Here is a 26,653-nt window from a genome sequence, read left to right as displayed (position 1 = left end):
CATGCGCGACACCCTCCTGATCGCCCTCTTCGCGTTCCTGGGAGCCGCCGCGGCCGGGCTGCTCGGCGCGGTGGCCCTGTGGCTGCTGCGCCGCCGCTCGCTCACCGCCTCGCTCGCCGTGGTCGCGGCGGTGGCCGTGACCGCGATGCTCGCGGGCACGCTGGCCGTCGCCTGGGCGATGTTCCTGTCCGCGCACGACCTGAGCGTCGTCACGACGGTCGTCGCGATGGCGGCCATCGTCTCGCTGGCCACCGCGCTGCTGCTGGGCCGCTGGGTGGTCGCCCGCAGCCGGGAACTCCGGCTGGCCGCCCGCTCCTTCGGCGACGGCGGCGACTTCGCCGCCCCGACGGGCCCGGCGACCGCCGAACTGGAGGCGCTCAGCCGGGAGTTGGCGGCCACCAGCGTACGGCTCGCCGAGTCCAGGGACCGCGAGCGAGCGCTGGAGGCCTCCCGCCGCGAACTCGTCGCCTGGATCTCGCACGACCTGCGCACCCCGCTTGCCGGGCTGCGCGCCATGTCTGAGGCGCTGGAGGACGGTGTCGCCGCCGACCCCGACCGCTATCTGCGCCAGATCCGCACCGAGGTCGAACGCCTCAACACCATGGTGGGCGACCTCTTCGAACTATCCCGCATCCACGCGGGCACCCTCGCCCTCACGCCGTCCCGGATCTCCCTGTACGACCTGGTCGGCGACGCCCTCGCGGGCGCGGACCCGCTCGCGAGGGAGCTCGGCGTACGGCTGGTGGGCGACCGGGTCGAGCAGGTGCCGGTCGACGTGGACGGCAAGGAGATGAGCCGGGTGCTCGGCAATCTGCTGGTGAACGCCATCCGCCGGACACCGGCCGACGGTACGGTCGCGGTGGCCGCCGAGCGGTCCCCCGACGGCGTGGTGCTGTCCGTGACGGACGGCTGCGGAGGTATCCCGGAGGAGGACCTGCCCAGGGTCTTCGACACCGGCTGGCGCGGCACCCACGCGCGCACCCCTCCGGCCGGCGCGGGCCTGGGTCTTGCCATCGTCCGCGGCATCGTCGAGGCACACCAGGGGCGGGCCGCCGTACGCAACATCCCCGGCGGCTGCCGCTTCGAGGTGACACTGCCCACGGCGGAGGCGTGAACGCGGGCACGCGCATTCAGCGAGCGACTGCGTCCGGCCGGGAGGGTTGAAACCGCGGGAGCAATGGAGCCGGGCGAGGTATGGAGCCGGGCGGGGTATGGAGCCGGGCGAGGTATCGAGCCGGGCGAGGTATCGAGCGCGACAGCGCACGGAGCGCGACAGCGCACGGAGCGTGCAGGATATGGAGCCGCGCAGCGGACCTGCCCCGGATCGCTCCCACGCGTTCACTCCCCGCGCAGTCCGGCCCGTGCGAACTCCCTCATGCCCTCCTGGAACCCGATCTCGGGCTTCCAGCCCAGTCGGGACCTCAGCCGCGACGAGTCCGCCGTGATGTGGCGCACGTCCCCCAGCCGGTATTCCCCGGTGACCACCGGCTCGGGGCCGCCGTACGCGAAGGACAGGGCTCCGGCCATCTCGCCGACCGTGTGCGGTTCACCGCTTCCCGTGTTGTACGCGGTGAGCGCCCCGTCCGCCGAAGCCGCCTCCAGGGCCACGACATTGGCCGCCGCCACATCCCGTACGTGGACGAAGTCCCGACGCTGGCGGCCGTCCTCGAACACCCGCGGCGCCTCGCCGCGGGCCAGTGCCGAGCGGAAGAAGGAGGCGACACCCGCGTAGGGGGTGTCGCGCGGCATGCCCGGCCCGTAGACGTTGTGATAGCGCAGGGACACCGCCCAGCCACCGGTGGCGCGCGCCCAGGCCGCCGCGAGGTGCTCCTGGGCGAGCTTGGTCGCCGCGTACACGTTCCGCGGGTCGGCGGGTGCGTCCTCCCCGACCAGTCCCGGTGACAGGTCCCGGCCGCAGGCCGGGCACCCGGGCTCGAAGCGCCCCGCCGCCAGGTCGGCCACGGTCCGGGGGCCCGGCCGTACCGCCCCGTGCTGCGCGCAGACGTACCGTCCCTCTCCGTACACCACCATCGACCCGGCCAGCACCAGCCTCCGTACGCCGGCCTCCGCCATGGCTGTGAGCAGGACGGCGGTGCCGAAGTCGTTGCGGGAGACGTATTCCGCCGCGTCGGTGAAGCCGTTGCCGAGTCCGACCATGGCCGCCTGATGGCAGACGGCGTCGACACCCGGCAGGGCGCGCAGGACGGCATCCCGGTCCCGCACGTCCGATCCCGCGTCGGTCCGGACGTCGAACACGACGGGCTCGTGCCCGCGCGCCGCGAGCGCCTCGACCACATGTGACCCGATGAACCCGGCACCGCCGGTGACCAGTACACGCATGTGCCCCACGCTAGGGGCGCGCACCCCCGGGAGCCCGGATCAAGCCGACGACATCACCGGTCCGTAAGACGGACGGTCGACGCCTCCGCTCAGGGCCTGTACGTCGGCGTACGTCGGGGCCGCGCCCCGGGGCCGCCTGCCGGAGCGGACGGACTCGGCCGTCTCCAGGGCCGCGCCGAGAGCGTGCCGGTAGAGCAGCGAACCCAGGCTGACACGGCGCACACCGAGGTCGGCGAGCCGGTCGAGGGTCGGTCCGGCGGGCGAGTGGAGGACGTTGAGCGGGACCTCCGTGTGCCGCACGAGGTCCGCGATGCGCTCGGGGTCGGTGAGGCCGGGCACGAACACCCCGTCCGCACCGGCCTGTTGGTAGGCGTCGAGGCGGCGCAGGGTGTCCGTCCGGTCCCCGTCGCCCAGCCAGTACGTGTCGGTTCGGGCGTTCACGAAGAGGTCCGGCACGGCGGACTTGACGGCGGCGATCTTCGCGCAGTGCAGCTCGGCCGCTCCGAGTCCGTCCTCCAGGTTCACGCCGACGGCTCCGGCGGCGCGCAAGGTGCGGGCCAGCTCGGCCACCCGTTCGGGGTCGTCGCTGAAGCCGCCTTCGGCGTCGACGGACAGCAGGAACGGGCCGGTGCCGAGCCGGCGGGCCAGGCCAAGCGTCTCGTCCCGGGTCGCCGCCGCCCCGTCGGGCAGCCCGGCGGCAGCGGCGACCCCGAGGCTCGTGGTGCCGACCGCCTCGAATCCCGCGGCGGCGAGGGCGAACGCGGAGGCGTGGTCCCAGGCGTTGGGCAGGAGCAGCGGTGCGTCGGCGTGATGGAGGGCGGCGAAGGGGGTCATCGGCGGTCTCCGGGGCCTGGGGCACGGATCCGGGGCGGCGAGCCGGAGCTCCTGCTCGGCCGGGTGGCCAAGTAGGCGGCGGTCGGCGCCCCGGCGGTTCCGGGCCCGGTTTCGGTCGTACCGGAACAGTAGGCGGGCATCGCTTCGGTGGTCGCCGAAGCGTGCTCGGCGTCTCCTCGCGGCACCCGGCGCCCGAGTCGCCGCCTTCGAAGGACCGCCGTGCGACACAGGCCTGGGGCGCCCCGGTTCCGGTCGGGACGCCCCAGGGGCTTGTGAGCGGGGGTGAGCCGACACGCTCACCCCCGTGGGAGGGGCCCGCGATCAACGTGAGCGACCCTCCAGTATCAGATCTTCCGTCAACGGGGCGTCGCGCACCAGACCCGCGTACACCGTCGCGCCGTGGACGGACGCATGGTTGAACCGACGACAGCTCGTCGTCGCGGCTCATACGGACCACCCCTCGGGGCGCGGACTTCCAAGCAACGTGCGAAATCTCGTACGACATCTGCCATGTCGAACGTCGAAAAAGTAAGGGCGGGCCCGCCGCGAGGTCAACGGGTCGGGCGGGACGAGCTGGAAACCGCTTGCCGGACAACTCCCGGGGTGACGGCCCGCAACGACCGCCCCCGGCCCTTACGACGCGGGCCGCAAGGAAACCGCCCCACCAGCGGGGCGACCTTGATTCACTGTGGGCGGTAGGCGACCGGCGCCCGTGTAAACCCTTTTCGGTACCCGGGATCCGCGTCGGCATTCCTGTCTTGCACGTACCGACCCCGCGGACCGGGATCTTGCGCAACGCTTTGGTTGTCGCACGACAACTGAGTTAGTCTGCGACGTATTTTCTCTTCCGGCAGATCCGTGAACTGCGGGAATGCGGGGCAACCAGCGGGACCGTCGACGGGCCGGGCCCGGTTCCGAGTCTTCGGTGCGGGGACTCTTGGGGAGCGGAACGAGGATGCGCATGACCAGCAGGACGACCGAAACGGTTGAACGGTCCCCGGGCGAGCAGGAGTTGCGTCAGCTGCTGGCCGGGCTGACCGCCGTTCGGGACGGCGACTTCGGCACCCGGCTGCCCGCCGACGGGGAGGGACTGCTCGGCGACATCGCCACCGTCTTCAACGGCATGGTGGACCAGCTGTCCGTCTTCACCTCCGAAGTGACGCGTGTGGCACGCGAGGCAGGCAGCGAGGGGCGGCTCGGCGGGCAGGCGCAGGTGCCCGGTGTGGGCGGTGTCTGGCGTGACCTCACCGACTCCGTCAACTTCATGGCGGGCAACCTCACCGCACAGGTCCGCAACGTCGCCCAGGTGACGACCGCGGTCGCCCAGGGCGACCTCTCCCAGAAGATCACCGTCGACGCCCGCGGCGAGATCCTCGAACTCAAGAACACCATCAACACCATGGTCGACCAGCTCTCCGCCTTCGCCGACGAAGTCACCCGCGTCGCCCGCGAAGTCGGCACCGAAGGCCGTCTGGGGGGCCAGGCGGACGTCAAGGGCGTGAAGGGCACCTGGCGTGACCTCACCGACTCCGTCAACTTCATGGCGGGCAACCTCACCGCACAGGTCCGCAACGTCGCCCAGGTGGCCACCGCGGTCGCCGAGGGCGACCTCTCCCAGAAGATCACCGTCGACGCCCGCGGCGAGATCCTCGAACTCAAGAACACCATCAACACCATGGTCGACCAGCTCTCCGCCTTCGCCGACGAAGTCACCCGCGTCGCCCGCGAAGTCGGCACCGAAGGCAATCTCGGGGGCCAGGCCATCGTCCGGGGCGTCTCGGGAACCTGGAAGGACCTGACGGACAACGTCAACGTGATGGCGTCGAACCTGACCGGCCAGGTCCGTTCGATCGCCCAGGTCGCCACTGCCGTGGCGCGCGGCGACCTGTCGCAGAGGATCACGGTCGAGGCGAAGGGCGAGGTCGCGGCCCTGGCGGACGTCATCAACACGATGGTCGACACGCTGTCCGCCTTCGCCGACGAAGTCACCCGCGTCGCCCGCGAGGTCGGCACCGAAGGCCGTCTGGGCGGCCAGGCGCACGTGCCGAACGTGGCGGGCACCTGGAAGGACCTCACGGACAACGTCAACTCGATGGCCAACAACCTCACCGGCCAGGTGCGCAACATCGCGCTGGTGACCACCGCCGTGGCCAACGGCGACCTGTCGAAGAAGATCGACGTCGATGCGCGCGGCGAGATCCTGGAGCTGAAGACAACCATCAACACGATGGTCGACCAGCTCTCCTCGTTCGCCGCGGAGGTCACCCGGGTGGCGCGGGAGGTCGGCAGCGAGGGGCGGCTCGGCGGCCAGGCCGAAGTGGAGGGCGTCTCCGGCACCTGGAAGCGGCTGACGGAGAACGTCAACGAACTGGCCGGGAACCTCACCCGTCAGGTCCGCGCGATCGGCGAGGTCGCGAGCGCCGTCGCCGAGGGCGACCTGACCCGCTCGATCACCGTGGAGGCGTCGGGCGAGGTCGCCGAACTCAAGGACAACATCAACTCCATGGTCGAGTCCCTGCGGGAGACCACGCGGGCCAACCAGGAGCAGGACTGGCTGAAGACCAACCTCGCCCGGATCTCCAGTCTGATGCAGGGCCACCGCGACCTGCCCGTCGTCGCCGAGCTGATCATGGACGAGCTCACGCCCCTGGTGTCGGCCCAGTACGGCGCCTTCTATCTCGCGGAGGACACCGAACGCGGGCCGGAACTACGGCTGGTGGGCTCCTACGGCTACCCCGACGACGACGAGCGGCCCGCCCGCATCCCCGTCGGCCGCTCGCTGATCGGCCAGGCGGCGCGCAACCACCGCGCCATCAGCGTGGAGGAGCTGCCGCCGGGATACGTGAGGATCTCCTCGGGGCTCGGACACACGGTGCCACGCGCCCTGACGGTGCTGCCGATCGTGGTCGAGGACCAGGTCCTCGGCGTCATCGAGCTGGCCTCGGTCACCCGCTTCACCCAGATCCACCAGGACTTGCTCGGCCAGCTCATGCCGACCATCGGCGTCAACCTCAACACGATCGTGGCCAACGCCCGCACCGACGAACTGCTGGAGGAGTCCCAGCGGCTGACCGGGGAACTGCAGGAGCGGTCGGAGGAGTTGCAGGTCCAGCAGGACGAACTCCAGCGCTCCAACGCCGAGCTGGAGGAGAAGGCCTCCCTGCTCGCCTCGCAGAACCGCGACATCGAGGCCAAGAACCTGCAGATCGAGCAGGCCCGGCAGGAACTGGAGACCCGTGCCCGGGAGCTGGCGCTGGCCTCCAAGTACAAGTCGGAGTTCCTGGCGAACATGAGCCATGAGCTGCGCACCCCGCTGAACAGCCTGCTGATCCTCGCTCAGCTCCTGGCGCAGAACCCGTCGCGCAATCTCACCCCGAAGCAGGTCGAGTACGCGGGCATCATCCACTCCGCGGGCTCGGACCTGCTCCAGCTGATCAACGACATCCTCGATCTGTCGAAGGTCGAGGCGGGCAAGATGGACGTCAGTCCCGAGCGTGTTCCGCTGCGGCAGCTGCTGGAGTACGTCGAGGCGACGTTCAGGCCGATGACGACGCAGAAGAGCCTCGAATTCACGGTGACCACCGCCCCGGGCGCCCCGGCCGACCTGCTCACCGACGACTCCCGGCTGCGTCAGGTCCTGCGCAACCTGCTGTCGAACGCGGTCAAGTTCACCGAACGGGGAAGCGTCGAGCTGCGCATCGAACCGGCCGCCGGGCGCGAGGTGCCCGACGGAGTCCTCCGCGGGGGCACCGTCGTGGCCTTCCGGGTGAAGGACACCGGTGTCGGCATTCCCCGGCAGCAGCTGGAGACGATCTTCGGCGCCTTCCAGCAGGCGGACGGGACGACGAGCCGCAAGTACGGCGGCACCGGCCTCGGTCTGTCGATCACCCGGGAGATCGCCCATCTGCTGGGAGGCGCCGTCACGGTCGACAGCACGCCCGGCCAGGGCAGCACGTTCACGCTCTATCTGCCGGTGGCGCGCCCGGACTTCGAGGAGCTGCTGGACGGCGGCGGCCGGTCGGGGGAGCAGGCGCCGGCCACGGTCCGCTCCGAGGCGGTGCCGGCACCGCGTCCGGGTTCTCTGCCGCCTGCGCTGCCCGGGCAGCGCAGGCGGCGGCTGCTGGTCGTCGAGGAGCGCCCGCGTGGTCTGCTGACCCTCGTCGCGGAGAGCGCGGTCGCGGACATCGCGCACGACCACGAAAGCGGCGATCCGCGCGCGGTCATCGACATCATCACCGCCATCGGGGCGCAGGAGGCGGCGAGCGCACTGGCCGCCGAGCCCTGCCACTGCGTCGTCCTGGATCTCTGCATGCCCAACGAGGAGGCGTCGCGCTTCCTCGAGGCCATGCAGGGTGACTCCGCGCTGGCGAGCGTCCCCGTGCTCGTCCACAGCGGCCACCGTGTGGACCTGGGCCAGGAGCAGGCCCTGCGGTCCCGGTCGGAGGGCCGTCCGCTGGACTTCCTCTCCAGCCTGGACGAACTGCGCGAGCACATCACGCTGCACCTGTCCGCCGAGGAGCCGGGGGACGTACTGTCCCTGGTGCGCGTCGAGGATCCGCAGCACTCCGCGGCACAGCCCGTCGACGACTCCCTCACCGGCCGTACGGTGCTGGTGGTGGACGACGACGCGCGCAACCTCTTCGCGCTCAGCGGGATCCTGGAGCTGCACGGCTTCCGGGTCCTGCACGCGGAGAACGGCCGCAAGGGCATCGAGACGCTGCTCGGCCATCCCGACGTCGCGGTGGTCCTGATGGACGTGATGATGCCGGAGATGGACGGTTACGCCGCCACGGCCGAGATCCGCAGGATGCCTCAGTACGCGGATCTGCCCATCATCACCGTCACCGCGAAGGCGATGCCCGGAGACCAGGAGAAGAGCCTCGCGTCGGGGGCGAACGACTACGTCACCAAGCCGGTCGACAGCCATGATCTGATCGCCTGCGTCCGACGCTGGTTGCCCGCCTGAGAAGCGGACACCCGCCATGCGCACCAGCCGAACGGACGCCGACCGGCGCCCTCCGTGATGCGTCTCCCGTCCCAGCCGAGGAACAGGCCAACCGTGAGCATTCCCCAGCCACCGTCCGAACCGATCGGCACGAGCCCGGCGGACGCCGAGCCGACCGCCGGGGGCCCGGCCGACGCCGAGCGGATCGACGGGAGCCCGACGGTCGCCGACCGGACCGCCGCGCGCACAATGAGCGGCGAACGAACCCCCGAGAACCCGACAGCCACCGAACAGAACACCGCCGGCACGATGAGCGGCGAACGAACCCCCGAGAACCCGACAGCCACCGAACAGAACACCGCCGGCGCAGTGGGTGGCAAGCCGGTCCTCGTGAGCGCGGGGGGTGGCGACCGTGCCGATGAGTCGGTGCATCCGGCGACGTCTCCCGTCGGCAGGCTGGCGGCGACCGTGGAGCGGCTTCGCCGCGAGGTGCGGGCGGCCCAGGCCGAGGCCGACGGGCGTGCCCTGATCGAACTCGCCAAGGGCATCCTGGTCGAGCGGCTGGGGTGCGGACCGGCGCAGGCTGCCCGGCAGCTGACCGAGCTGACGGAGCAGGCAGGCGCCACACCGCTCGAATTCGCGGTCGAGGTCATCAATCAGGCCTCGCGGGACCGGCTCTCCGAGGTGACCACCGCCTTCCTGAGCATCGCGAGGGGCCCCGCCGAGGGAGACGCCCCGGCCTCGGACGCCGCTTCCCCGGCGGACCGCTCCTCCGCCGTACGGCTGCGGGCCGCCGAGAGCGGTGCGCTCGCCGCCGAGGACGCACAGGCCGTCGCCGATTCCCTGCTGGAGCACGCCCTGACCCCGCTCGGCGCGGTGGCGGTGGCCATCTGGGCCGCCGGATCCGACGGCTCCCTCACGCTGGCGGGCAGTGCCGGTTTCTCGTCGGCGGAGGCCGCGCGCTGGCGGTACGTGCCCCCGGGTGTGGCGACCGTGGCGCGTCGCGGTCTCGCCGAGCGTGCGGGGCAGTGGATCGCCTCCCTGACCGCGACCGGCCTGCCCTCCATCGGCCAGCACCACCACCCGGACGGCGGGCGGGTCGCTCTGCCGGCCGGTACCGGCGGGCGTATCCACGGGGTGCTGGAGATCGCCTGGCCGACCCCGCTGGATCCCCAGCCGCCGCAGATAGTCCGCCAGGTCGAGGCCCTGGCCGAGCTGTGCGCCCACACCCTGGAGACCTGTGCGCCACCGCACCCCGACGGCGATGCCAGGTCCCGGATCCTCCCGGACGTCGCGGAGCTGATGGACCTGGCCGACGGGCTCCACGACCCCGCCCTGGTGCTTGTGCCGCACCTCGACGCCGACGGGGACCTCGTCGACTTCCGCATCCACCACGCCAACAGCCACTTCCTCGACCCCGGCGGCCGTCCGCGAGGCGTCGTCAACGGTGCGCTGCTCCTTGAGGCGTATCCCATGGCCGCCGGGGAGAGCGAGCTCTTCGAGCGGATAGAGCGCGTCTACGCCACGGGCGAGCCCTTCCGCGCCCACCGTATGAGGCTCACCTCCCTGGTGGACGACGTCCCGCTGGCGGCCGTGGCCGACATCAACATCAGCCGGCACGCGGGCAGCGTCCTGCTCATCTGGCGCATCGAGGACGAGACGGCACGCCTCGCGAGCCTGCTCCAGCACGCCCAACGCCTCGGCCGCATCGGCGGCTTCGAGGAGAACCTGCTCACCGGCGAGATCACCTGGAACGGCCAGCTCTTCAGCCTCTACGGCAAGCCGCCGTCGAGCGTGCCTGTGCCGCTGGAGGACCTGCCCGCCCACGCCCACCCCGACGACGCAGTCGCCATCGGCAGATTCCTGCGCACCCTTCTCCACAACCGAAGGCCGGCGTCGACGGCCTTCCGGCTGCAGCGCCCCGACGGGGTGACCCGCCACATCCGGGTGGCGGCCGAACCGGTGCTGGACGCCGGAGGCCGGCTGTTCGTCGTGCGTGGCGCCTACCAGGACATCTCCGCCCAGCACTGGACGGAGGTCGCGCTCGCCGCCACCCGCGACCAGCTGGCCCACACCGAACAGCAGGCGTCGGAACGCAACCGGCTGACGCTCCAGCTCCAGCACGCCATCATGCCCCCGACGCAGGCCCCGCTGGAGGCCCCCGGCCTGAGGGTGGCGGTGCGCTACCGGCCCGCCGAGACCGAACAGCTGGTCGGCGGCGACTGGTACGACGCGGTCGTCCTGCCGTCCCGGCTGGTGCTGCTGTGCGTGGGCGACGTGGCCGGGCACGGCATCGAGGCGGCGACCAGCATGGTCGTCCTGCGCAACGCGCTGCGGGGGCTCGCCGTGACGGGCGCCGGGCCGGGCCAGTTGCTTTCGTGGCTCAACATGGTGGCGCACCATCTGACCGGCTCCGTCACCGCCACGGCGGTCTGCGGCCTGTACGACCCGCGTGACCGCAGCCTGCGGTGGGCGAGGGCGGGCCATCTGCCACCGGTCCTGGTACGGGACGACGAGGCCGCGCCGCTGCCCCTCGTCAAGGGGATGCTGCTCGGCGCCGTACCCGAGGCGAAGTACGAAGAGCACGAGGTCCAACTCGCCGTCGGCGACACGCTGTTGATGTACACGGACGGCCTGATCGAACGCCGTGACCGTTCCGTGGAGGAGTCCCTGGCCCATCTGCTGACCACCGCCCGTACGGTGCCTCCCACGCTGGACCAGCAGCTGGACCGCCTCCTCACCTACAGCAAGTCGGATACGGACGACGACACCTGCATCGTGGGCATCCGTGTCGGCTAGCCGGGACGGGTCGGGAGGGGATCCCGCCGATGTACGGGAGGCCCCCGGGCATCCGCCCGTCCTTCGGCTTGCTCCATGACGCCCGTCCTTCGGCCTGCGCCATGACAGCCGTCCTTCGACTAGCGTCATGACATGAACCGCAACACCCCTCCCGCCCTTGCCGAGGCACTCGCCGCCGGAACCGTCGTGCTCGACGGGGGCATGTCGAACCAGCTCGAGTCCGCCGGGCACGACCTGAGCGACGACTTGTGGTCGGCGCGACTGCTCGCGGAGCGGCCGGAGGCGATCACCGAGGCGCACCTCGCGTACTTCGAGGCGGGAGCGGACGTGGCGATCACGGCCAGCTACCAGGCGACGTTCGAGGGCTTCGCCAAGCGGGGCATGGATCACGAGCGGACCGCCGGGCTCCTCGGTCTGAGCGTCGAACTGGCCCGCGAGGCGGCCACGCGGGCGCGAGCCGAGGGGATCACACGGCCTCTGTGGGTGGCGGCTTCGGCCGGCCCGTACGGGGCGATGCTCGCGGACGGCTCCGAATACCGGGGCCGCTACGGGCTCACGGTCGCCGAATTGGAGGCCTTCCACCGCCCGCGCCTGGAGGTGCTGGCCGCCGCCGGACCCGATGTGCTGGCGCTGGAGACGGTCCCGGACTCGGACGAGGCGGCGGCCCTGCTGCGGGCGGTGCGTGGACTCGGGGTCCCCGCGTGGCTGTCGTACACGGTCTCCGGCGACCGCACCCGCGCCGGGCAGCCGCTGGAGGAGGCGTTCGCCCCGGCCGGCGAGGCGGACGAGGTGATCGCAGTGGGTGTGAACTGCTGCGCGCCGCAGGACGTGGACGCCGCCGTCGGGACGGCGGCGCGGGTGACGGGCAAGCCGGTGGTGGTCTACCCGAACAGCGGGGAGACCTGGGACGCCGGGGCCCGCGCCTGGGACGGCCGCACCACGTTCACGGCCGCCCAGGTCACCGGCTGGCGCGATGCCGGGGCACGCCTGATCGGCGGCTGCTGCCGTGTGGGCCCACAGGCGATCGCGTCGATCGCCGCGTTGCTCGGAAGGACCGACTGACCAGGACGCCGTCACTCCGTGTCGTTGCGGCGTTCTCCCCCGGGCCGCCGCAGGCGCCGTACGGCCGACAGCGGGACCGCGCCCCGCAGGAGGGAACCGCTCCCGGCGCCCGGTGCCGGGACGGGCTCGGGCGGGACGGACGCGGCTTCCCACAGGACCATCTCGGTGTCGCGAGGGCCGCGCACGACCGGGGCACCGTCGGCGCCGAAGACGCGCACCGGGTGGGTGGAGTCCCATGCGGGCCAGCCGGGATCGCCGTCCGCCGCGAAGCGCACCCACGCCGTGTGCATCTCGTGGGCGAGTTCGCGGGGCGCGTCGGGGCCGGCCAGTTTCGCCGACTCCGGGGTGTCGGCGCTGTCGAAGACGAAGCCCAGCTCCAAGGCGTGGCAGGCACCGAGGCCCGGGAGGCCGGAGCGCCAGGCGAACTCGTAGACGTACGAGGGCGCGTGACCCGAGCGGGAGTCTGCCAGCCGCTGCAGCGGGTATCGGAGCAGGTGGTCCGTGACCATCTGGCCGACCAGGTCGGAGACGGGGGCGTCCGGGTGGGCGGTGCGGTAGCCGCGCGGAACCTCGGGACCGCAGTGGCAGCGGGCCATCGCCCCGGCCAGGGCGACCGCGCCGAGCCTGTCGATGCGCTCGACCAGACCGGTGGGCACGAGCCACAGCCGGTACTCCTCGCTGGTCCACCCCATGAGCAGCGGTACGTCCCGGGCGGCGCCGTCGAGCAGAGCCTCCAGTGGATCGCGCGGCACCAGATCACCGTCGACGACGATCCCGAACGCGGGACCGCCCAGGATCGGACTGGCTCGGCGCCCCGCCTCCGCCTGGGTCTCCGCCAGGAGCCCGCGGTCCACCGCGGCGAAAGCGGCCGCCGTCGCCGGCACCTTCAGCCGGGTGGCCATGCGCCGTACCAGGCGCCGCACCTTGTCCCGGTCGGTCGACTCCGGCGGCCCGCTCTGCATCACCGCCCGGTGGAAGAGTCCCCGGGTGCGCGGACTGGCCAGCAGGGCACCGATGCTGATCGCTCCCGCGGACTCGCCGAAGACGGTCACCCGGTCCGGGTCGCCGCCGAACGCGGCGACGGCCCGGTGCACCCACTCCAGCGCGGCGAGCTGGTCATGCAGCCCGGGGTTGGGCGGGGTGTCGGGGAAGAGGCCGTATCCCTCCACGCCCAGGCGGTAGTTGAAGGAGACGAGGACGACACCGTCACGGGCGAAGGCACTGCCGTCGTAGACGGGCACGGCGGAGGAGCCGCGGGTCAGGGCGCCGCCGTGGATCCACACCATGACCGGGAGCCGGGCGCCGGGGCCGAGTTCGGGCGTCCAGACATTGAGGTTGAGGCAGTCGTCCCCGGCGATCACCGGATCGGACAGATAGCGGGCGAAGGCCTCCGAGTACGGCGGCTTGGGCGGCGTCGGCCCGAAGGCACCCGCGTCCCGTACCCCGGCCCAGGGTTCGGGGGGAACGGGCGGGCGGAAACGGTGCGGGCCGAACGGCGGGGCGGCGAAGGGGATGCCCCGGAAGACGGCGACCCCTCGCTCGTAGCGGCCCCGCACGGATCCGTAGGGGGTGCGGACCACGGGGTCCGACGCATCGGCGGGATCCACGGTCACCTCGTCCGTACGGTCCATACGGCCCTCCTCACCGTCGCGACTGCCCACCGCCGATCACATCACTACCCCGCCACGCGGCCCGGCAGGGACCGCACGGGCCGCGTGTCCGCCGCTCGGTCGACTTTCGTATTCCGCGTAGGGAGAGCACGCCGTACGCCCTCCGCGGCCCGGACCCGGACGAGGATGCCCTGCCGGGCGACGAAGACGCCGCCGGGCGACGGAAACGCTGCCGGGCGACGAACACGCTGCCGTGGCCGGCCCGTATCGAAGGCGTGAGCGTCCGCCCCCGGCCGCGCTCAGTCCTCCGTCCCCTCCCCCTTGTGCGGCGGGTGAGGCACGCTGCGCGCATGCGTGCGCAGGCGGGACGTGACGTCCTCCGGGGGCAGGAAGCGGGACCAGCGCTCCGGGAACTCGGAGGGCATGTCGGGGTCGTCGGGGTCGGCCGCGCGGGCCGCGGCGGCACGGGCCACGAACTCCGCGGCCTGTTCCTCCCGCAGCCGCTCGTTGGCCGCGCGGGCCGCCGCGGTCGCCGCGGCCGGCCACACCCGGTCGATCGCGGCGTTGACGGCCGCGCCCACGAGGACCGCGAAGGCGGACACACCGATCCACAGCAGCACGGCCACGGGAGCGGCCAGTGAACCGTAGATCGTCGGCCCCTCGACGGTGTGCGTCAGGTAGATCCGCAGCAGGAAGCTCCCCAGGACCCACATCGCCAGGGCCACCAGGGCCCCCGGCACGTCCTCCACCCACGGTGACCGCACCGGCACGGACACGTGGTACAGCGTGGTCAGGAACACGACGGACAGGATGATGACCACCGGCCAGTACAGGACCTGCACCACCGTCGTGGACCACGGCACGATGTTCACCACCGCGTCCGGCCCCGCCACCATCAGCGGCAGCGCCACCGAGCCGATCAGCAGCGCCACGATGAAGAGCACGAACGCCAGCAGCCGCGTCTTGACGATCCCCCGGGTGCCGTCGAGGCCGTACATCACCGTGATCGTGTCGACGAAGACGTTCACCGCCCGCGACCCCGACCACAGGGCGAACAGGAAGCCGATGGAGATGACGTCGGGCCGGCCCGCCTTCAGCACGTCGTGCAGGATCGGCTGGGCGATCTCCTTGACGCCCTTGTCGGACAGGACCGTGCGGGAGGCCACCAGGATGTTGTCCTGCACGCTCCGGATGGTGTCGGTGCCGGTCCAGTGGTCGACGTAACCGAGCAGTCCGATCAGGCACAGCAGCAGCGGCGGCACGGAGAGCAGGGTGAAGAACGCCGCCTCCGCGGCCAGGCCCAGGACGCGGTACTCCATGCAGGAGTTGACGATGTCCTTCAGCAACAGCCAGGCCGTCCTGCGCTTGGAGACGTTCCGGTAGAGGGCACGCGCCCGGTGGAGCCGGCCGGAGGGCCGCTCAGGGGATTCACTTGCTGCTGACTGCACCTCTTAACGGTATCCGCCGCCCGGGCCCGTGCTCATCCCCTGGTGGGGCGGCCCGGAAAGCCGTGGCGCCCGGGCTCCGCGATACGGGTGACCCACGGCCTACCGCGGGGTAGGTTCGCTGTCATGGCAGCCACGCACACCGTGACCAATCAGGCTCCGCCACTGGTCGGATATGACGTGTTCGCCGCCGACCGCGTCCTCGTGGAGGCCGTCGAGCGGCATCTGGACCCCGCGCTCGTGGACGAGGTCCGGGACGAACTGTCGGGGCTCGGGCGCAGCGCCGGCTCCGCGCAGGTGCAGGAGTGGGGGGCCCAGGCCAACGAGTACCCGCCGCGCCTGCGGACCCACGACCGCTACGGCAACCGCATCGACGAGGTCGAGTTCCACCCGGCCTGGCACCGGCTGCTCGGCAAGGGAGTCGGCGCGGGGCTGACCGCTGCCTGGACGCGTCCGGCAGGGCATGTGCGCCGGGCGGCCGCGTTCGTGCTGTGGTCCCAGGTCGAGGCGGGCAACGGCTGTCCCCTGTCGATGACCCATGCCGCGGTGCCCGCGCTGCGCACGGACCCCGCCCTCGCCGCCGAGTGGGAGCCCCGGCTGACCTCCACGATCTACGACCGGGGCCTTCGCCCCGCCGCGCAGAAGGCCGGCGTGCTCTTCGGCATGGGGATGACCGAGAAGCAGGGCGGCAGCGACGTGCGCGCCAACACGACCGAGGCGCGGCCGCTCGCCGAGGACGGGACGTACGAGCTGAAAGGCCACAAGTGGTTCTGTTCGGCGCCCATGTCGGACGGGTTCCTGGTGCTGGCGCAGGCCCCGGGCGGCCTCACCTGTTTTCTCGTGCCGCGTGTGCTGGAGGACGGTGCCCGGAACGTCTTCCTGATCCAGCGGCTCAAGGACAAGCTCGGCAACCGGTCCAACGCCTCCGGCGAGGTCGAGTTCGACGGTACCTGGGCGCGCCGGGTCGGTGACGAGGGGCGCGGGGTGCGCACCATCATCGAGATGGTCGCGGCCACCCGGCTCGACTGCGTCCTCGGCTCGGCGGCGCTGATGCGGCAGGCGGTGGCGCAGGCGATCCACCACTGCACCTACCGGGAGGCCTTCGGCGGCAGGCTCGTCGACAAGCCGCTGATGCGCAACGTGCTGGCCGACCTGGCCCTGGAGTCGGAGGCGGCGACGGCGCTGGGGCTGCGGCTCGCGGCGGCGTACGACGACGGCGGCGAGCAGGAGCGGGCGTTCCTGCGGCTCGCCGTGCCCGCCGCCAAGTACTGGGTGACCAAGCGGTGCACGCCGGTGGTGGCGGAGGCGCTGGAGTGCCTCGGCGGCAACGGCTATGTCGAGGAGTGGGGCATGGCCCGGCTGCTGCGCGAGTCTCCGCTCAACTCCATCTGGGAGGGCGCGGGCAACGTCCAGGCGCTCGATGTGCTGCGCGCGCTCCAGCCGGAACCGGACGCCCTGAACGCCTACCTCCAGGAGGTCGGCCGGGCGCGCGGCGCCGACCACCGTCTGGACGGGGCGATCAAGAACCTGCTCGCCGAACTCGCGGATCTGGAGGGCGTCGAGGCACGGGCGCGCCGCCTGGTGGAGCGGATCGCGCTGGTGCTCCAGGGTGCGCTTCTCGTGCGGTACGCGCCGCCGGAGGTCGCCGACGCCTTCTGCGGCTCCCGTCTCGGCGGCGACTGGGGCTCGGCCTTCGGCACCCTGCCGCACAGCCTGGATCTGGCCACGGTGGTGGAGCGGGCGCGGCCGGTCGGCTGACCCCTTCCGGCCGTACGGCCGCACCGCGGAGCGCTCGGCGCGGGGGTGGTGCTGCGCCGACACGGCACCACCCCCGCTCTCCTGGGCCCCCTTCGAGGAGCACAGAGGCCGCCGAAGCGGCGTTGCACAAGTTTCAATCACCTTGTGGCCGTCCGCCAGGGTTGCAGAAGGTTGCAACTTACTGCTCGCTGTTGCGGGATTGCACCCCTCCGTCACGGGCAGAGGGGCATTATGAGAGTCGGCGTCAACAGGGGCCAAAGGCTCCTGGCCGAAAACGGCTGACGGGCCCGGTGAGTTAGCGCTGGGGGCGCGCCCTCGGCACCGGCTCAGGCGCCCCGCGGGCGAACGAGTGAAGAGGGGGCACAGGCCTTGGGGGAGGTTCCAGCGGCGCACTCGGGAAAAGACGTCGCGCGGCTCGCCACCCTGGACGCCGCGCAGGCGGCCCGTCTGCTCAGCGAGGTGCGCAGCGCCACGCTGGCGGGGCGGCGCGCCCCGGTTCCGCCGCGCCCGGTGATCGAGGCGTCCTGGGGGCGCATGCTGCGCAGCGGTGTCGACCCCGACCACGGCGTCCGGGCCGCCCTGCTCAGCCGGGACGAGATCGAGCGGCGCCGCAGGGAGTCCCCGTTGCGGCATGTGCTGCCGGTGCTGCGTGAGGGCCTGCTGTCGGTGGCGGACGTCGCGCAGCACATCATGGTCGTGGCGGACGCGGACGGGCGGGTGCTGTGGCGCGAGGGCTGCTCGTCCGTGCTGCGCAAGGCGGACGGGCTGGGCTTCGAACTCGGCGCGGACTGGGGCGAGGAGATCGTCGGCACGAACGGCGTGGGCACCCCGGCGGTGGCCCGGCGCCCCGTGCAGGTGTTCGCGTCCGAGCACTTCGTGCGCTCCCACGCCTCCTGGACGTGCACGGGCGCCCCGGTCACGGACCCGCGCGACGGCAGGCTGATCGGGGTCGTGGACATCAGCGGCCCACTGGAGACGATGCACCCGGCGACGCTCTCGTGGGTGACGGCGGTGGCCAAGCTCGCGGAGGCCCGGCTGCGGGAGGTGCATCTGGCCTCTCTGGAGCGGCTGCGCGCGGTGTCGGCGCCCTTGCTCGCGGGGCTCGGCGGCAGGGCGCTGGCGGTGGACGGGGACGGCTGGACAGCGGCGGTGACCGGGATGCCGTACACCGGCCGCGTCGCCCTGCCCGCCTCGCTCTCGCCCGGCCGCCGGCTGTTGCCCGCGCTGGGTGCCTGCGCGGTGGAGCCGCTGCCGGACGGCTGGCTGATCCGCGTCGCGGAGGCGCCCGCGCCGGCGCGGGCCACGAGGATCGTGGTGGATGTGGCGCACCCGCGCCGCTGGTGGGTGACGGTGTCGGGCGACGCGGGCTCCTGGACACATGAACTCAGCCCCCGGCACGCCGAGTTGCTCTACCTGCTGGCGCGCCACCGCTCGGGCCGCACGGCCTCGGCCCTGGCAGCCGACGTGTTCGGCGACCCGGGGCGCACGGTCACGGTCCGTGCCGAGATGTCCCGTGTCCGGCGGTACCTGGGGGCCTTTCTGGAACACCGGCCGTATCGTTTCTGCGAGTCGGCGGAGGTGGAACTCCTGACCCCGCCCGACCCGGCCGACCTGCTGCCGCACTCGGTGGCGCCGGGAGTGGCGCGGGCGCGCCGCACGTCCTGGGCCGCCACCCATGGGCAGGAACCGGCCCCGGCCCGAACACCCCTTCGCGAGACGGTCCTCCCGCTCGTCCCCCGTCGCGACCGCTAGTCCACGGCCGCGAGGCAAGGCACCCCTGACCCCCGGGCATCGGGCCCCCGGGCCCGTAAAACCTAAGCCCCCAGCCACAGCGCCCAGCGCCGGCCCCGGCCCCAGACCCAGACCCAGACCCAGACCCAGACCCAGACCCAGACCCAGACCCAAGGTGGGGGATAACCCTCCGTTTCCCGGGTCTTCGGCCGGTTCGGGACCGTTCTGCCGTAGCATCCCTCCCACAGGCCGCCCCACCGCTCCCCCGGTCAACGTCAGGACCACGAGGAGCAGTTGGCCTTCGCCGGGAGGTTGTATGAAGCACCGTGGCAGGCACCGTCGCAGGCGCAGGGGCCGTGCGCTGCGGGCCACACTGGCCGGGACCGCGCTGGCGCTCACGGCGGCGGCCACGCTTATCAGCACCTCGCAGGCCGCGGGCGGGGACAACCCCGGGGGCCTGACCCGCGTCACCGCCGCGGCCGAGACCGCGAGGCTCCGCCTCCACGAGAACCTCACCGACCGCGGCACCCTCGACACGCTCACCCGCGCGATGGGCGGCGCGGTCGGCGTCCATGACGTCCTCGCCTCGGCCGACCACCCCATGCGCAACCGGTCCGCGTGCGACGCCGCCGAAACGGCCGCGCTACCGGTGAAACCGGCGGCCACACGCGTGTACTGCTGGGACCAGGGCGACGCCACGACCGCACAGTGGCTGCCCCGGTCCGTGACCACCCCCGGGGACGTCGGCGGCGACGGCCGCCGGGGCGCCGATCGCGTCATCCTCTCCGGCTGGACGTCCGGCTGGACGCACGACGACCGCGGCTCCGGCACCCCGGCCGCCGACCGCGGCCTCGCCAGGGTCGCCTTCATCGACGCCAACGACCCGGGCGCCCTCGCCTACCGCTGGGTCCTGCTGGTCGCCCCGCGCGCCGGCGGCCAGGACTTCGGCCCCGTCGGCACCGACCTGACCGGGATGGTCTGGTACCAGGACAAGCTGTTCGTCACCGCCCGGGACTCCCTGCTGGTCTTCGATCTGCACCGCCTCCTGAAGGCGAACGTCGACGGCACTGCGATCGGCCGGGTCCGGGGCGGCTACTCCGCGCACGGCTATCAGTACGTGCTGCCGACGGTCGGCTCCTACAGGCTGACCGGCGGCCCCTGTTCGACCGCCGACGACCGTACCGCCCCCTGCTTCTCCGCCCTCTCGCTGGACCGCACCTCGGCCCCGGACAGCCTGGTGGCGAGCGAGTCCCGCCCCCGGGCCACCGGGCGACCGACCCGCGTGTGGCGCTACGTCTTCAGCACCCTGCCCGGCCACGGCGGCCTGCTCGCCACGGACACACGCGGCGACGTCCGTGCGGAGGAGGCGTACGAGACGGGGGCGAGCGGCGTGCAGGGCGTGCTCTCGCACCGGCGGAGCGGAGCGGCTGAGACCGACTGGTATGTCGACCGGGCCCCCGCCGTCGGCGGCCGGCACGGCACCCTCTGGCGGCAGACCGCCTCCGGGGCGAAGGCTGCCACGTGCTCGGCCGACGGAAGCCAGGCCTGCTGGGGTCGGCACACCGCGTCGCTGTCGTACTGGCAGGGGACGGGCGAGCTGTGGACGCTGACGGAGGGCGCCACGAGCGGCGACGGGAGACAGGGAGCGGGGGCGGCCGGGGGCCGGGTGCTGTACGCGGTGCCGCTGGACTCGGTGGACGACGCGCTGGAGTAGCCGCGGCACCACCGGGCAGCGCGGGCCGCGGCGTCGGAACACCTTTGTCGGGCCGCTCGGCCTCGTGATTCCCTGGCCGCATGGCTACCCTCACCGTGACCACCTGGTCCCTCGAGCAGACGTCCCCGACCGACCTGCGGCCCGCGACGGCCCCCGAGGGCGATGTCCGTGTCGTCCGCGCGGAGGTGCCGTCGCCCGAGTTGAGCCGCTTCCTGTACGCATCGGTCGGCGGGGACATCCTCTGGACCGACCGGCTGGGCTGGACGTACGCGCGGTGGCAGGAGTACCTGGCCCGGCCGGGCGTGGAGACCTGGGTCGCCTACGACCGGGGTACGCCGGCCGGTTACGTGGAACTGGACCCGCAGGACGAGGGAGTCGTGGAGATCGCGTACTTCGGGCTCATACCCGCCTTCCGCGGCCGGCGGATCGGCGGACACCTGCTGTCGTACGGCACCGCCCGTGCCTGGGACCTCGAGGACCGCTGGCCGGAACTGACCGGGACGAAGCGGGTGTGGCTGCATACATGCAGCAAGGACGGCGAACACGCCATGGCCAACTACCGGCGCCGGGGCTTCCAGCTCTTCGACACCAAGGTCGAGGAGGAGCCGGAGGCCGCCGCACCGGGTCCCTGGCCCGGGGCCTACCCCGCCTGACCTGCACCGGCAAGAGCACGCGCGCATCATGTGACCGAGGACACCCTTGTTCCACATTCCGGGACAAGGGTGTCCGCATGATGGACGAAGCTGGACTGTGTCCAGATCGGCGTGACACGCTTCCGTCATGTCTGGAGCTGGAATTGCCTTGGTGAGTCGACGGCACGTCGACCTCTGCCGCATGTCCAGCGCCATCTGTCCGGCGAGCTGAGATCTCCAGCCAGTACCGGTTTCCCTGTTTTCCGCCCTCGCGCAATGCCGCGCACATCTCGTCGCGTGCCCGCATGCGCAGGTCAGAGCCGCTCCCCTGACTGTCCGAAGGACTTACCCGCCATGGCTGCCATCCCGCAGAATCCCGCCACGCCCCGCCGCAAGGTGAGCCGTCACCGTGGCGAGGGTCAGTGGGCCGTGGGTCACTTCACCCCGCTCAACGGCAATGAGCAACTCAAGAAGGACGACGACGGTCTCAATGTGCGGACACGTATTGAGACGATCTACTCCAAGCGCGGCTTCGACTCCATCGACCCCAACGACCTGCGCGGCCGGATGCGCTGGTGGGGCCTCTACACCCAGCGCAAGCCCGGGATCGACGGCGGCAAGACAGCGATCCTGGAGCCGGAGGAGCTGGACGACCGCTACTTCATGATGCGCGTCCGCATCGACGGTGGCCGCCTGACCACGCAGCAGCTGCGCGTCATCGGCGAGATCTCCCAGGAGTTCGCGCGCGGCACCGCCGACATCACCGACCGGCAGAACGTCCAGTACCACTGGATCCGGATCGAGGACGTGCCCGAGATCTGGACCCGGCTGGAGGCCGTCGGGCTGTCCACCACCGAGGCCTGCGGCGACACGCCCCGCGCCATCCTCGGCTCGCCCGTCGCCGGCATCGCCGAGGACGAGATCATCGACGGCACCCCGGCCATCGAGGAGATCCAGCGCAGGGTCATCGGCAACAAGGCGTTCTCGAACCTGCCCCGCAAGTTCAAGACGGCGATCTCCGGATCGCCGCTGCTGGACGTGGCGCACGAGATCAACGACGTCGCCTTCGTCGGCGTCAACCACCCCGAGCACGGTGCCGGCTTCGACCTGTGGGTCGGCGGCGGCCTGTCCACCAACCCGAAGCTCGGTGTCCGGCTCGGCGCCTGGGTGCCACTGGACGAGGTGCCGGAGGTCTACGAGGGCGTCATCTCGATCTTCCGCGACTACGGTTACCGCCGGCTGCGCACCCGCGCCCGGCTGAAGTTCCTGGTCGCCGACTGGGGTGCGGAGAAGTTCCGCCAGGTCCTCGAGGACGAGTACGTCGGACGCAAGCTGATCGACGGCCCGGCGCCCGCGCAGCCCGTCGAGCGCTGGCGCGACCACATCGGCGTGCACCGGCAGAAGGACGGCCGCTACTACATCGGCTTCGCACCGCGCGTGGGCCGCGTGGACGGTACGACCCTCACGAAGATCGCCGAGCTGGCCGAGGCGCACGGCTCGGGCCGGGTCCGTACGACCGCCGAGCAGAAGATGATCGTGCTGGACGTGGACGAGTCCAGGGTCGGCTCCCTCGTCGAGGCACTGGAGGCACTGGATCTCACGGTCAAGCCCTCCCCCTTCAGGCGCGGCACGATGGCCTGCACCGGCATCGAGTACTGCAAGCTGGCCATCGTCGAGACCAAGGCGCGCGGTTCCGCGCTGATCGACGAACTGGAGCGCCGCATCCCGGACTTCGACGAGCCGATCACCATCAACATCAACGGCTGCCCGAACGCCTGCGCCCGTATCCAGGTCGCGGACATCGGTCTCAAGGGCCAGCTGGTCCTCGACGGCAAGGGCGAGCAGGTCGAGGGATTCCAGGTGCACCTGGGCGGCGCACTGGGTCTGGAGGCCGGCTTCGGCCGCAAGGTCCGCGGCCTGAAGGTCACCTCGGAGGAACTGCCGGACTACGTCGAGCGCGTCCTCAAGCGGTTCCAGGCGCAGCGCGAGGAGGGCGAGCGGTTCGCCGCCTGGGTCGCCCGTGCTTCCGAGGAGTCCCTTTCATGAGCGAGCGTGCGGCTCCCTTCTACTGCCCCTACTGCGGCGAGGAGGACCTGCGTCCCAGCGAGCAGGGGCACGGCGCGTGGGAGTGCGGAGCGTGCAATCGAGCCTTCCAGCTGAAGTTCCTGGGCCTGCTGGCCCGGGGCCTTCGGCGCAACGATGCAGGAGGGGACGACATATGACGATCACCCAGGAAGAGCGCGGTACCGACGATCTCAAGGCGCTCGCCGAGCAGGCCGGCCGGGACCTGGAGGAGGCCTCCGCGCTGGAGATCCTCCGATGGGCGACCGAGACCTTCGGCAAGCGCTTCTGTGTGACCTCCTCCATGGAGGACGCGGTGGTCGCCCACCTCGCCTCCCGTGCGATGCCCGGAGTCGACGTGGTGTTCCTCGACACCGGTTACCACTTCCCGGAGACCATCGGCACCCGTGACGCGGTCCAGGCCGTGATGGACGTCAACGTCATCACGCTCACCCCTCGGCGGACGGTTGCCGAGCAGGACGCCGAGTACGGCCCCAGGCTGCACGACCGCGACCCCGACCTGTGCTGCAAGCTGCGCAAGGTGCAGCCCCTGGAGGAGGGGCTGCAGGGCTATGACGCCTGGGCCACCGGGCTGCGCCGGGACGAGTCCCCGACCCGGGCGAACACGCCCGTGGTCGGCTGGGACGATAAGCGCGGAAAGGTCAAGATCTCGCCGATCGCGCGCTGGACCCAGGACGACGTGGACACGTACGTGGCCGAACACGGCGTGCTCACCAACCCGTTGCTGATGGACGGCTACACCTCCGTCGGCTGTGCCCCCTGCACCCGCCGGGTCCTGGCGGGCGAGGACGCGCGCGCCGGTCGCTGGGCGGGCCGCACCAAGACCGAGTGCGGGCTGCACGGCTGACCATGACTGTGATTTCCGTAAGCCTTTCCACGAACAGGGAGACCCACGTGACGACCGGAGCCACCGTCTGGCTCACGGGTCTGCCGAGCGCCGGCAAGACCACCATCGCGTACGAGTTGGCCGGCCGGCTCCGCGACGAGGGCCACCGTGTCGAGGTGCTCGACGGCGACGAGATCCGCGAGTTCATCTCGGCGGGCCTGGGCTTCAGCCGGGCGGACCGGCACACGAACGTGCAGCGCATCGGCTTCCTCGCCGACCTGCTGGCCCGTAACGGCGTCAAGGCGCTCGTCCCGGTGATCGCGCCCTACGCGGAGAGCCGCGAGGCGGTGCGGGGGCGCCACAAGGAGAGCGGGGCGCCGTACCTCGAGGTGCATGTGGCGACCCCGGTCGAGGTGTGCTCCGTACGCGATGTGAAGGGTCTGTACGCCAAGCAGGCGGCGGGCGAGCTGACCGGGCTGACCGGCGTCGACGATCCGTACGAGGAGCCCCTCTCGCCCGATCTGCGCATCGAGTCGCAGCACCAGACCGTGCAGGAGTCCGCGGCCGCGGTGTACGCGCTGCTCAGCGAAAGGGGACTGGCATGACGACCACCGTCGCCAAGGTCGACGAGGGTACGGACAGCCCGTACGCCCTCTCGCACCTGGACGCCCTCGAGTCCGAGGCGGTGCACATCTTCCGTGAGGTGGCGGGCGAGTTCGAGCGGCCGGTGATCCTGTTCTCCGGCGGCAAGGACTCCATCGTCATGCTCCACCTGGCGCTGAAGGCGTTCACGCCGGCGCCGGTGCCGTTCTCGCTGCTGCACGTGGACACCGGCCACAACTTCCCCGAGGTGCTGGAGTACCGCGACCACACGGTCGCCAGGCACCAGCTGCGGCTGCACGTGGCCTCCGTACAGGACTACATCGACCGCGGGGTCCTCAAGGAGCGCCCCGACGGCACCCGCAACCCCCTGCAGACCCTTCCGCTCACCGAGAAGATCCAGTCCGAGCGGTTCGACGCCGTCTTCGGCGGCGGACGGCGGGACGAGGAGAAGGCCCGCGCCAAGGAGCGCGTCTTCTCGCTGCGCGACGAGTTCTCCCAGTGGGACCCGCGCCGCCAGCGCCCCGAACTGTGGCAGTTGTACAACGGCCGTCACGCCCCCGGCGAGCACGTCCGCGTCTTCCCGCTGTCCAACTGGACCGAGCTGGACGTGTGGCAGTACATCGCGCGGGAGGGCATCGAGCTGCCGGATATCTACTTCGCGCACGAGCGCGAGGTCTTCCAGCGCAGCGGTATGTGGCTCACCGCCGGTGAGTGGGGCGGACCGAAGGACGGTGAGACCGTCGAGAAGCGGCTCGTGCGGTACCGCACCGTCGGCGACATGTCCTGCACCGGTGCCGTGGATTCCGACGCGGTGACGCTGGAGCAGGTCATCACCGAGATCGCGGCCTCCCGCCTCACCGAGCGTGGCGCGACCCGTGCCGACGACAAGCTCTCCGAGGCCGCCATGGAGGACCGCAAGCGCGAGGGGTACTTCTGAGCATGACCACCACCACGGAACTCTCCGCCACCACCCTCCTGCGGTTCGCCACCGCCGGTTCGGTCGACGACGGCAAGTCCACGCTCGTCGGGCGGCTGCTGCACGACTCCAAGTCGGTCCTCGCCGACCAGCTGGAGGCCGTGGAGCGTGCCTCCGCGAGCCGCGGCCAGGACGGCCCGGACCTGGCCCTCCTCACCGACGGCCTGCGCGCCGAGCGCGAGCAGGGCATCACCATCGACGTGGCCTACCGCTACTTCGCCACGGCCCGGCGCCGGTTCATCCTGGCCGACACGCCCGGCCATGTGCAGTACACCCGCAACATGGTCACCGGCGCCTCCACCGCCGAGCTGACGGTGATCCTCGTCGACGCCCGCAACGGTGTCGTCGAGCAGACCCGCCGCCACGCCGCGATCGCCGCGCTGCTGCGCGTCCCGCACGTGGTCCTCGCCGTCAACAAGATGGACCTCGTCGACTATCAGGAGTCCGTCTTCGCCGGGATCGCCGAGGAGTTCACGGCGTACGCGACCGAGCTGGGCATCCCGGAGGTCACCGCGATCCCGATCTCGGCGCTCGCCGGGGACAACGTCGTGGAGCCGTCCGCGCACATGGACTGGTACGGCGGCCCGACCGTCCTGGAGCACCTGGAGACCGTCCCGGTCAGCCACGACCTGGCGCACTGCCACGCGCGGCTGCCCGTGCAGTACGTGATCCGTCCGCAGACCGCCGAGCACCCGGACTACCGGGGCTACGCGGGCCAGATCGCGGCCGGTACGTTCCGCGTCGGCGACCGGGTCACGGTCCTCCCGTCCGGCCGTACGACCACGGTCTCCGGCATCGACCTGCTCGGCAGTCCGGTCGAGGTCGCGTGGACCCCGCAGTCGGTGACCCTCCTGCTGGAGGACGACATCGACGTCTCGCGCGGCGACCTGATCGTGCCGAGCAAGGACGCGCCGCCGACCACACAGGACGTCGAGGCGACGGTCTGCCACGTCGCGGACCAGCCGCTGACCGTCGGCCACCGGGTGCTGCTCAAGCACGGCACCCGCACGGTGAAGGCGATCGTCAAGGACATCCCGTCCCGTCTCACGCTCGACGATCTGTCCCTGCACCCGCACCCGGGACGGCTCGTCGCCAACGACATCGGCCGGGTGAAGGTCCGTACCGCCGAGCCGCTGCCGGTGGACTCGTACGCGGACTCCCGCCGCACCGGCTCGTTCATCCTGGTCGACCCGTCGGACGGCACGACGCTGACCGCGGGCATGGTCGGCGAGTCGTTCGCCGCGCCCGAGCCGGTGAAGGACGAGGCCGACGACGGGTGGGACTTCTGATCATGAC

Annotated in this window: 19 protein-coding genes; 15 read left to right on the top strand and 4 right to left on the bottom strand. The window is 71.8% G+C overall.

All coding sequences use genetic code 11. The annotated features are described in order from the left end of the window. The first annotated feature begins 1 nt into the window (after position 1). Positions 2-1,114 (top strand): sensor histidine kinase, encoded by a 1,113-nt coding sequence (locus AAW14_RS11450; RefSeq protein ID WP_265562756.1) that lies wholly within the window; start codon positions 2-4, stop codon positions 1,112-1,114. A gap of 224 nt (positions 1,115-1,338) precedes the next feature. On the opposite strand, the gene AAW14_RS11445 is transcribed toward AAW14_RS11450, so the two are convergent. Both AAW14_RS11445 and AAW14_RS11440 read right to left on the bottom strand, forming a co-directional pair. Continuing rightward, on the bottom strand, positions 1,339-2,340 hold the full coding sequence (locus AAW14_RS11445) for an NAD-dependent epimerase/dehydratase family protein (protein WP_265562754.1): 1,002 nt from the start codon (positions 2,338-2,340) through the stop codon (positions 1,339-1,341). 39 nt (positions 2,341-2,379) lie between these two features. Next, entirely contained in the window at positions 2,380-3,174 is a 795-nt protein-coding gene (locus AAW14_RS11440; RefSeq protein WP_265562752.1) for an isocitrate lyase/PEP mutase family protein, read from the bottom strand. Between the two features lie 961 nt (positions 3,175-4,135). Between AAW14_RS11440 and AAW14_RS11435 the strand changes: the two genes are divergently transcribed. From AAW14_RS11435 to mmuM, 3 genes are all read left to right on the top strand, one after another. Further along, positions 4,136-8,140 (top strand): HAMP domain-containing protein, encoded by a 4,005-nt coding sequence (locus tag AAW14_RS11435; protein WP_265562750.1) that lies wholly within the window; start codon positions 4,136-4,138, stop codon positions 8,138-8,140. Positions 8,141-8,428: 288 nt separating this feature from the next. Beyond that, entirely contained in the window at positions 8,429-10,918 is a 2,490-nt protein-coding gene (locus AAW14_RS11430; protein WP_265562838.1) for a SpoIIE family protein phosphatase, read from the top strand. A 132-nt stretch (positions 10,919-11,050) separates the two neighbouring features. After that, positions 11,051-11,980: a homocysteine S-methyltransferase gene (mmuM, locus tag AAW14_RS11425; RefSeq protein WP_265562748.1), complete on the top strand. Its 930-nt coding sequence runs from the start codon at positions 11,051-11,053 to the stop codon at positions 11,978-11,980. 11 nt (positions 11,981-11,991) lie between these two features. On the opposite strand, the gene AAW14_RS11420 is transcribed toward mmuM, so the two are convergent. Continuing rightward, a complete protein-coding gene (locus tag AAW14_RS11420; RefSeq protein WP_265562746.1) occupies positions 11,992-13,611 on the bottom strand; it encodes a carboxylesterase/lipase family protein in 1,620 nt (539 codons plus the stop codon). 278 nt (positions 13,612-13,889) lie between these two features. Next, positions 13,890-15,038 (bottom strand): YihY/virulence factor BrkB family protein, encoded by a 1,149-nt coding sequence (locus AAW14_RS11415; RefSeq protein ID WP_265562744.1) that lies wholly within the window; start codon positions 15,036-15,038, stop codon positions 13,890-13,892. A gap of 123 nt (positions 15,039-15,161) precedes the next feature. On the opposite strand from AAW14_RS11415, the gene AAW14_RS11410 reads away from it, so the two are divergent. The 11 genes from AAW14_RS11410 (at position 15,162) to AAW14_RS11365 (ending at position 26,646) form a co-directional block, all read left to right on the top strand. Further along, positions 15,162-16,793, top strand: a complete 1,632-nt coding sequence (locus AAW14_RS11410) for an acyl-CoA dehydrogenase family protein (RefSeq protein ID WP_265562743.1) — start codon at positions 15,162-15,164, stop codon at positions 16,791-16,793. 369 nt (positions 16,794-17,162) lie between these two features. Further along, positions 17,163-18,545, top strand: a complete 1,383-nt coding sequence (locus AAW14_RS11405) for a helix-turn-helix domain-containing protein (protein WP_265562741.1) — start codon at positions 17,163-17,165, stop codon at positions 18,543-18,545. 295 nt (positions 18,546-18,840) lie between these two features. Beyond that, positions 18,841-20,238, top strand: coding sequence for a hypothetical protein (locus AAW14_RS11400; RefSeq protein WP_265562740.1), 1,398 nt, complete (start codon positions 18,841-18,843; stop codon positions 20,236-20,238). An 80-nt stretch (positions 20,239-20,318) separates the two neighbouring features. After that, positions 20,319-20,891, top strand: coding sequence for a GNAT family N-acetyltransferase (locus tag AAW14_RS11395; RefSeq protein ID WP_265562738.1), 573 nt, complete (start codon positions 20,319-20,321; stop codon positions 20,889-20,891). 127 nt (positions 20,892-21,018) lie between these two features. Then, positions 21,019-21,102 carry a putative leader peptide gene (locus AAW14_RS39460; RefSeq protein ID WP_322741060.1) on the top strand — a complete coding sequence of 28 codons (84 nt, stop codon included), beginning with the start codon at positions 21,019-21,021 and terminating at the stop codon, positions 21,100-21,102. A 122-nt stretch (positions 21,103-21,224) separates the two neighbouring features. Further along, complete coding sequence (locus AAW14_RS11390; RefSeq protein WP_265562736.1) at positions 21,225-22,916, top strand: nitrite/sulfite reductase; 1,692 nt, start codon at positions 21,225-21,227, stop codon at positions 22,914-22,916. Then, the gene (locus tag AAW14_RS11385; protein WP_265562734.1) at positions 22,913-23,092 is read left to right on the top strand and encodes a hypothetical protein; all 180 of its coding nucleotides are present in this window, start codon (positions 22,913-22,915) and stop codon (positions 23,090-23,092) included. The genes AAW14_RS11390 and AAW14_RS11385 overlap by 4 nt, the downstream gene beginning before the upstream one ends. Beyond that, complete coding sequence (locus AAW14_RS11380; protein WP_265562732.1) at positions 23,089-23,799, top strand: phosphoadenylyl-sulfate reductase; 711 nt, start codon at positions 23,089-23,091, stop codon at positions 23,797-23,799. Before AAW14_RS11385 ends, AAW14_RS11380 begins: the two co-directional genes overlap by 4 nt. 2 nt (positions 23,800-23,801) lie before the next feature. Next, positions 23,802-24,383, top strand: a complete 582-nt coding sequence (gene cysC / locus AAW14_RS11375; protein WP_265562730.1) for an adenylyl-sulfate kinase — start codon at positions 23,802-23,804, stop codon at positions 24,381-24,383. Further along, a complete protein-coding gene (gene cysD, locus AAW14_RS11370; protein ID WP_265562728.1) occupies positions 24,380-25,318 on the top strand; it encodes a sulfate adenylyltransferase subunit CysD in 939 nt (312 codons plus the stop codon). Before cysC ends, cysD begins: the two co-directional genes overlap by 4 nt. A gap of 2 nt (positions 25,319-25,320) precedes the next feature. Continuing rightward, positions 25,321-26,646: a sulfate adenylyltransferase subunit 1 gene (locus tag AAW14_RS11365; RefSeq protein ID WP_265562726.1), complete on the top strand. Its 1,326-nt coding sequence runs from the start codon at positions 25,321-25,323 to the stop codon at positions 26,644-26,646. The last annotated feature ends 7 nt before the right edge of the window (positions 26,647-26,653 follow it).

It is taken from the genome of Streptomyces hygroscopicus (genome assembly GCF_026168105.1).
Lineage (GTDB): Bacteria > Actinomycetota > Actinomycetes > Streptomycetales > Streptomycetaceae > Streptomyces > Streptomyces hygroscopicus_D.
The sequence above is the reverse complement of the archived record's forward strand: the minus strand, read 5'-3'. Positions and strand labels throughout refer to the sequence as shown.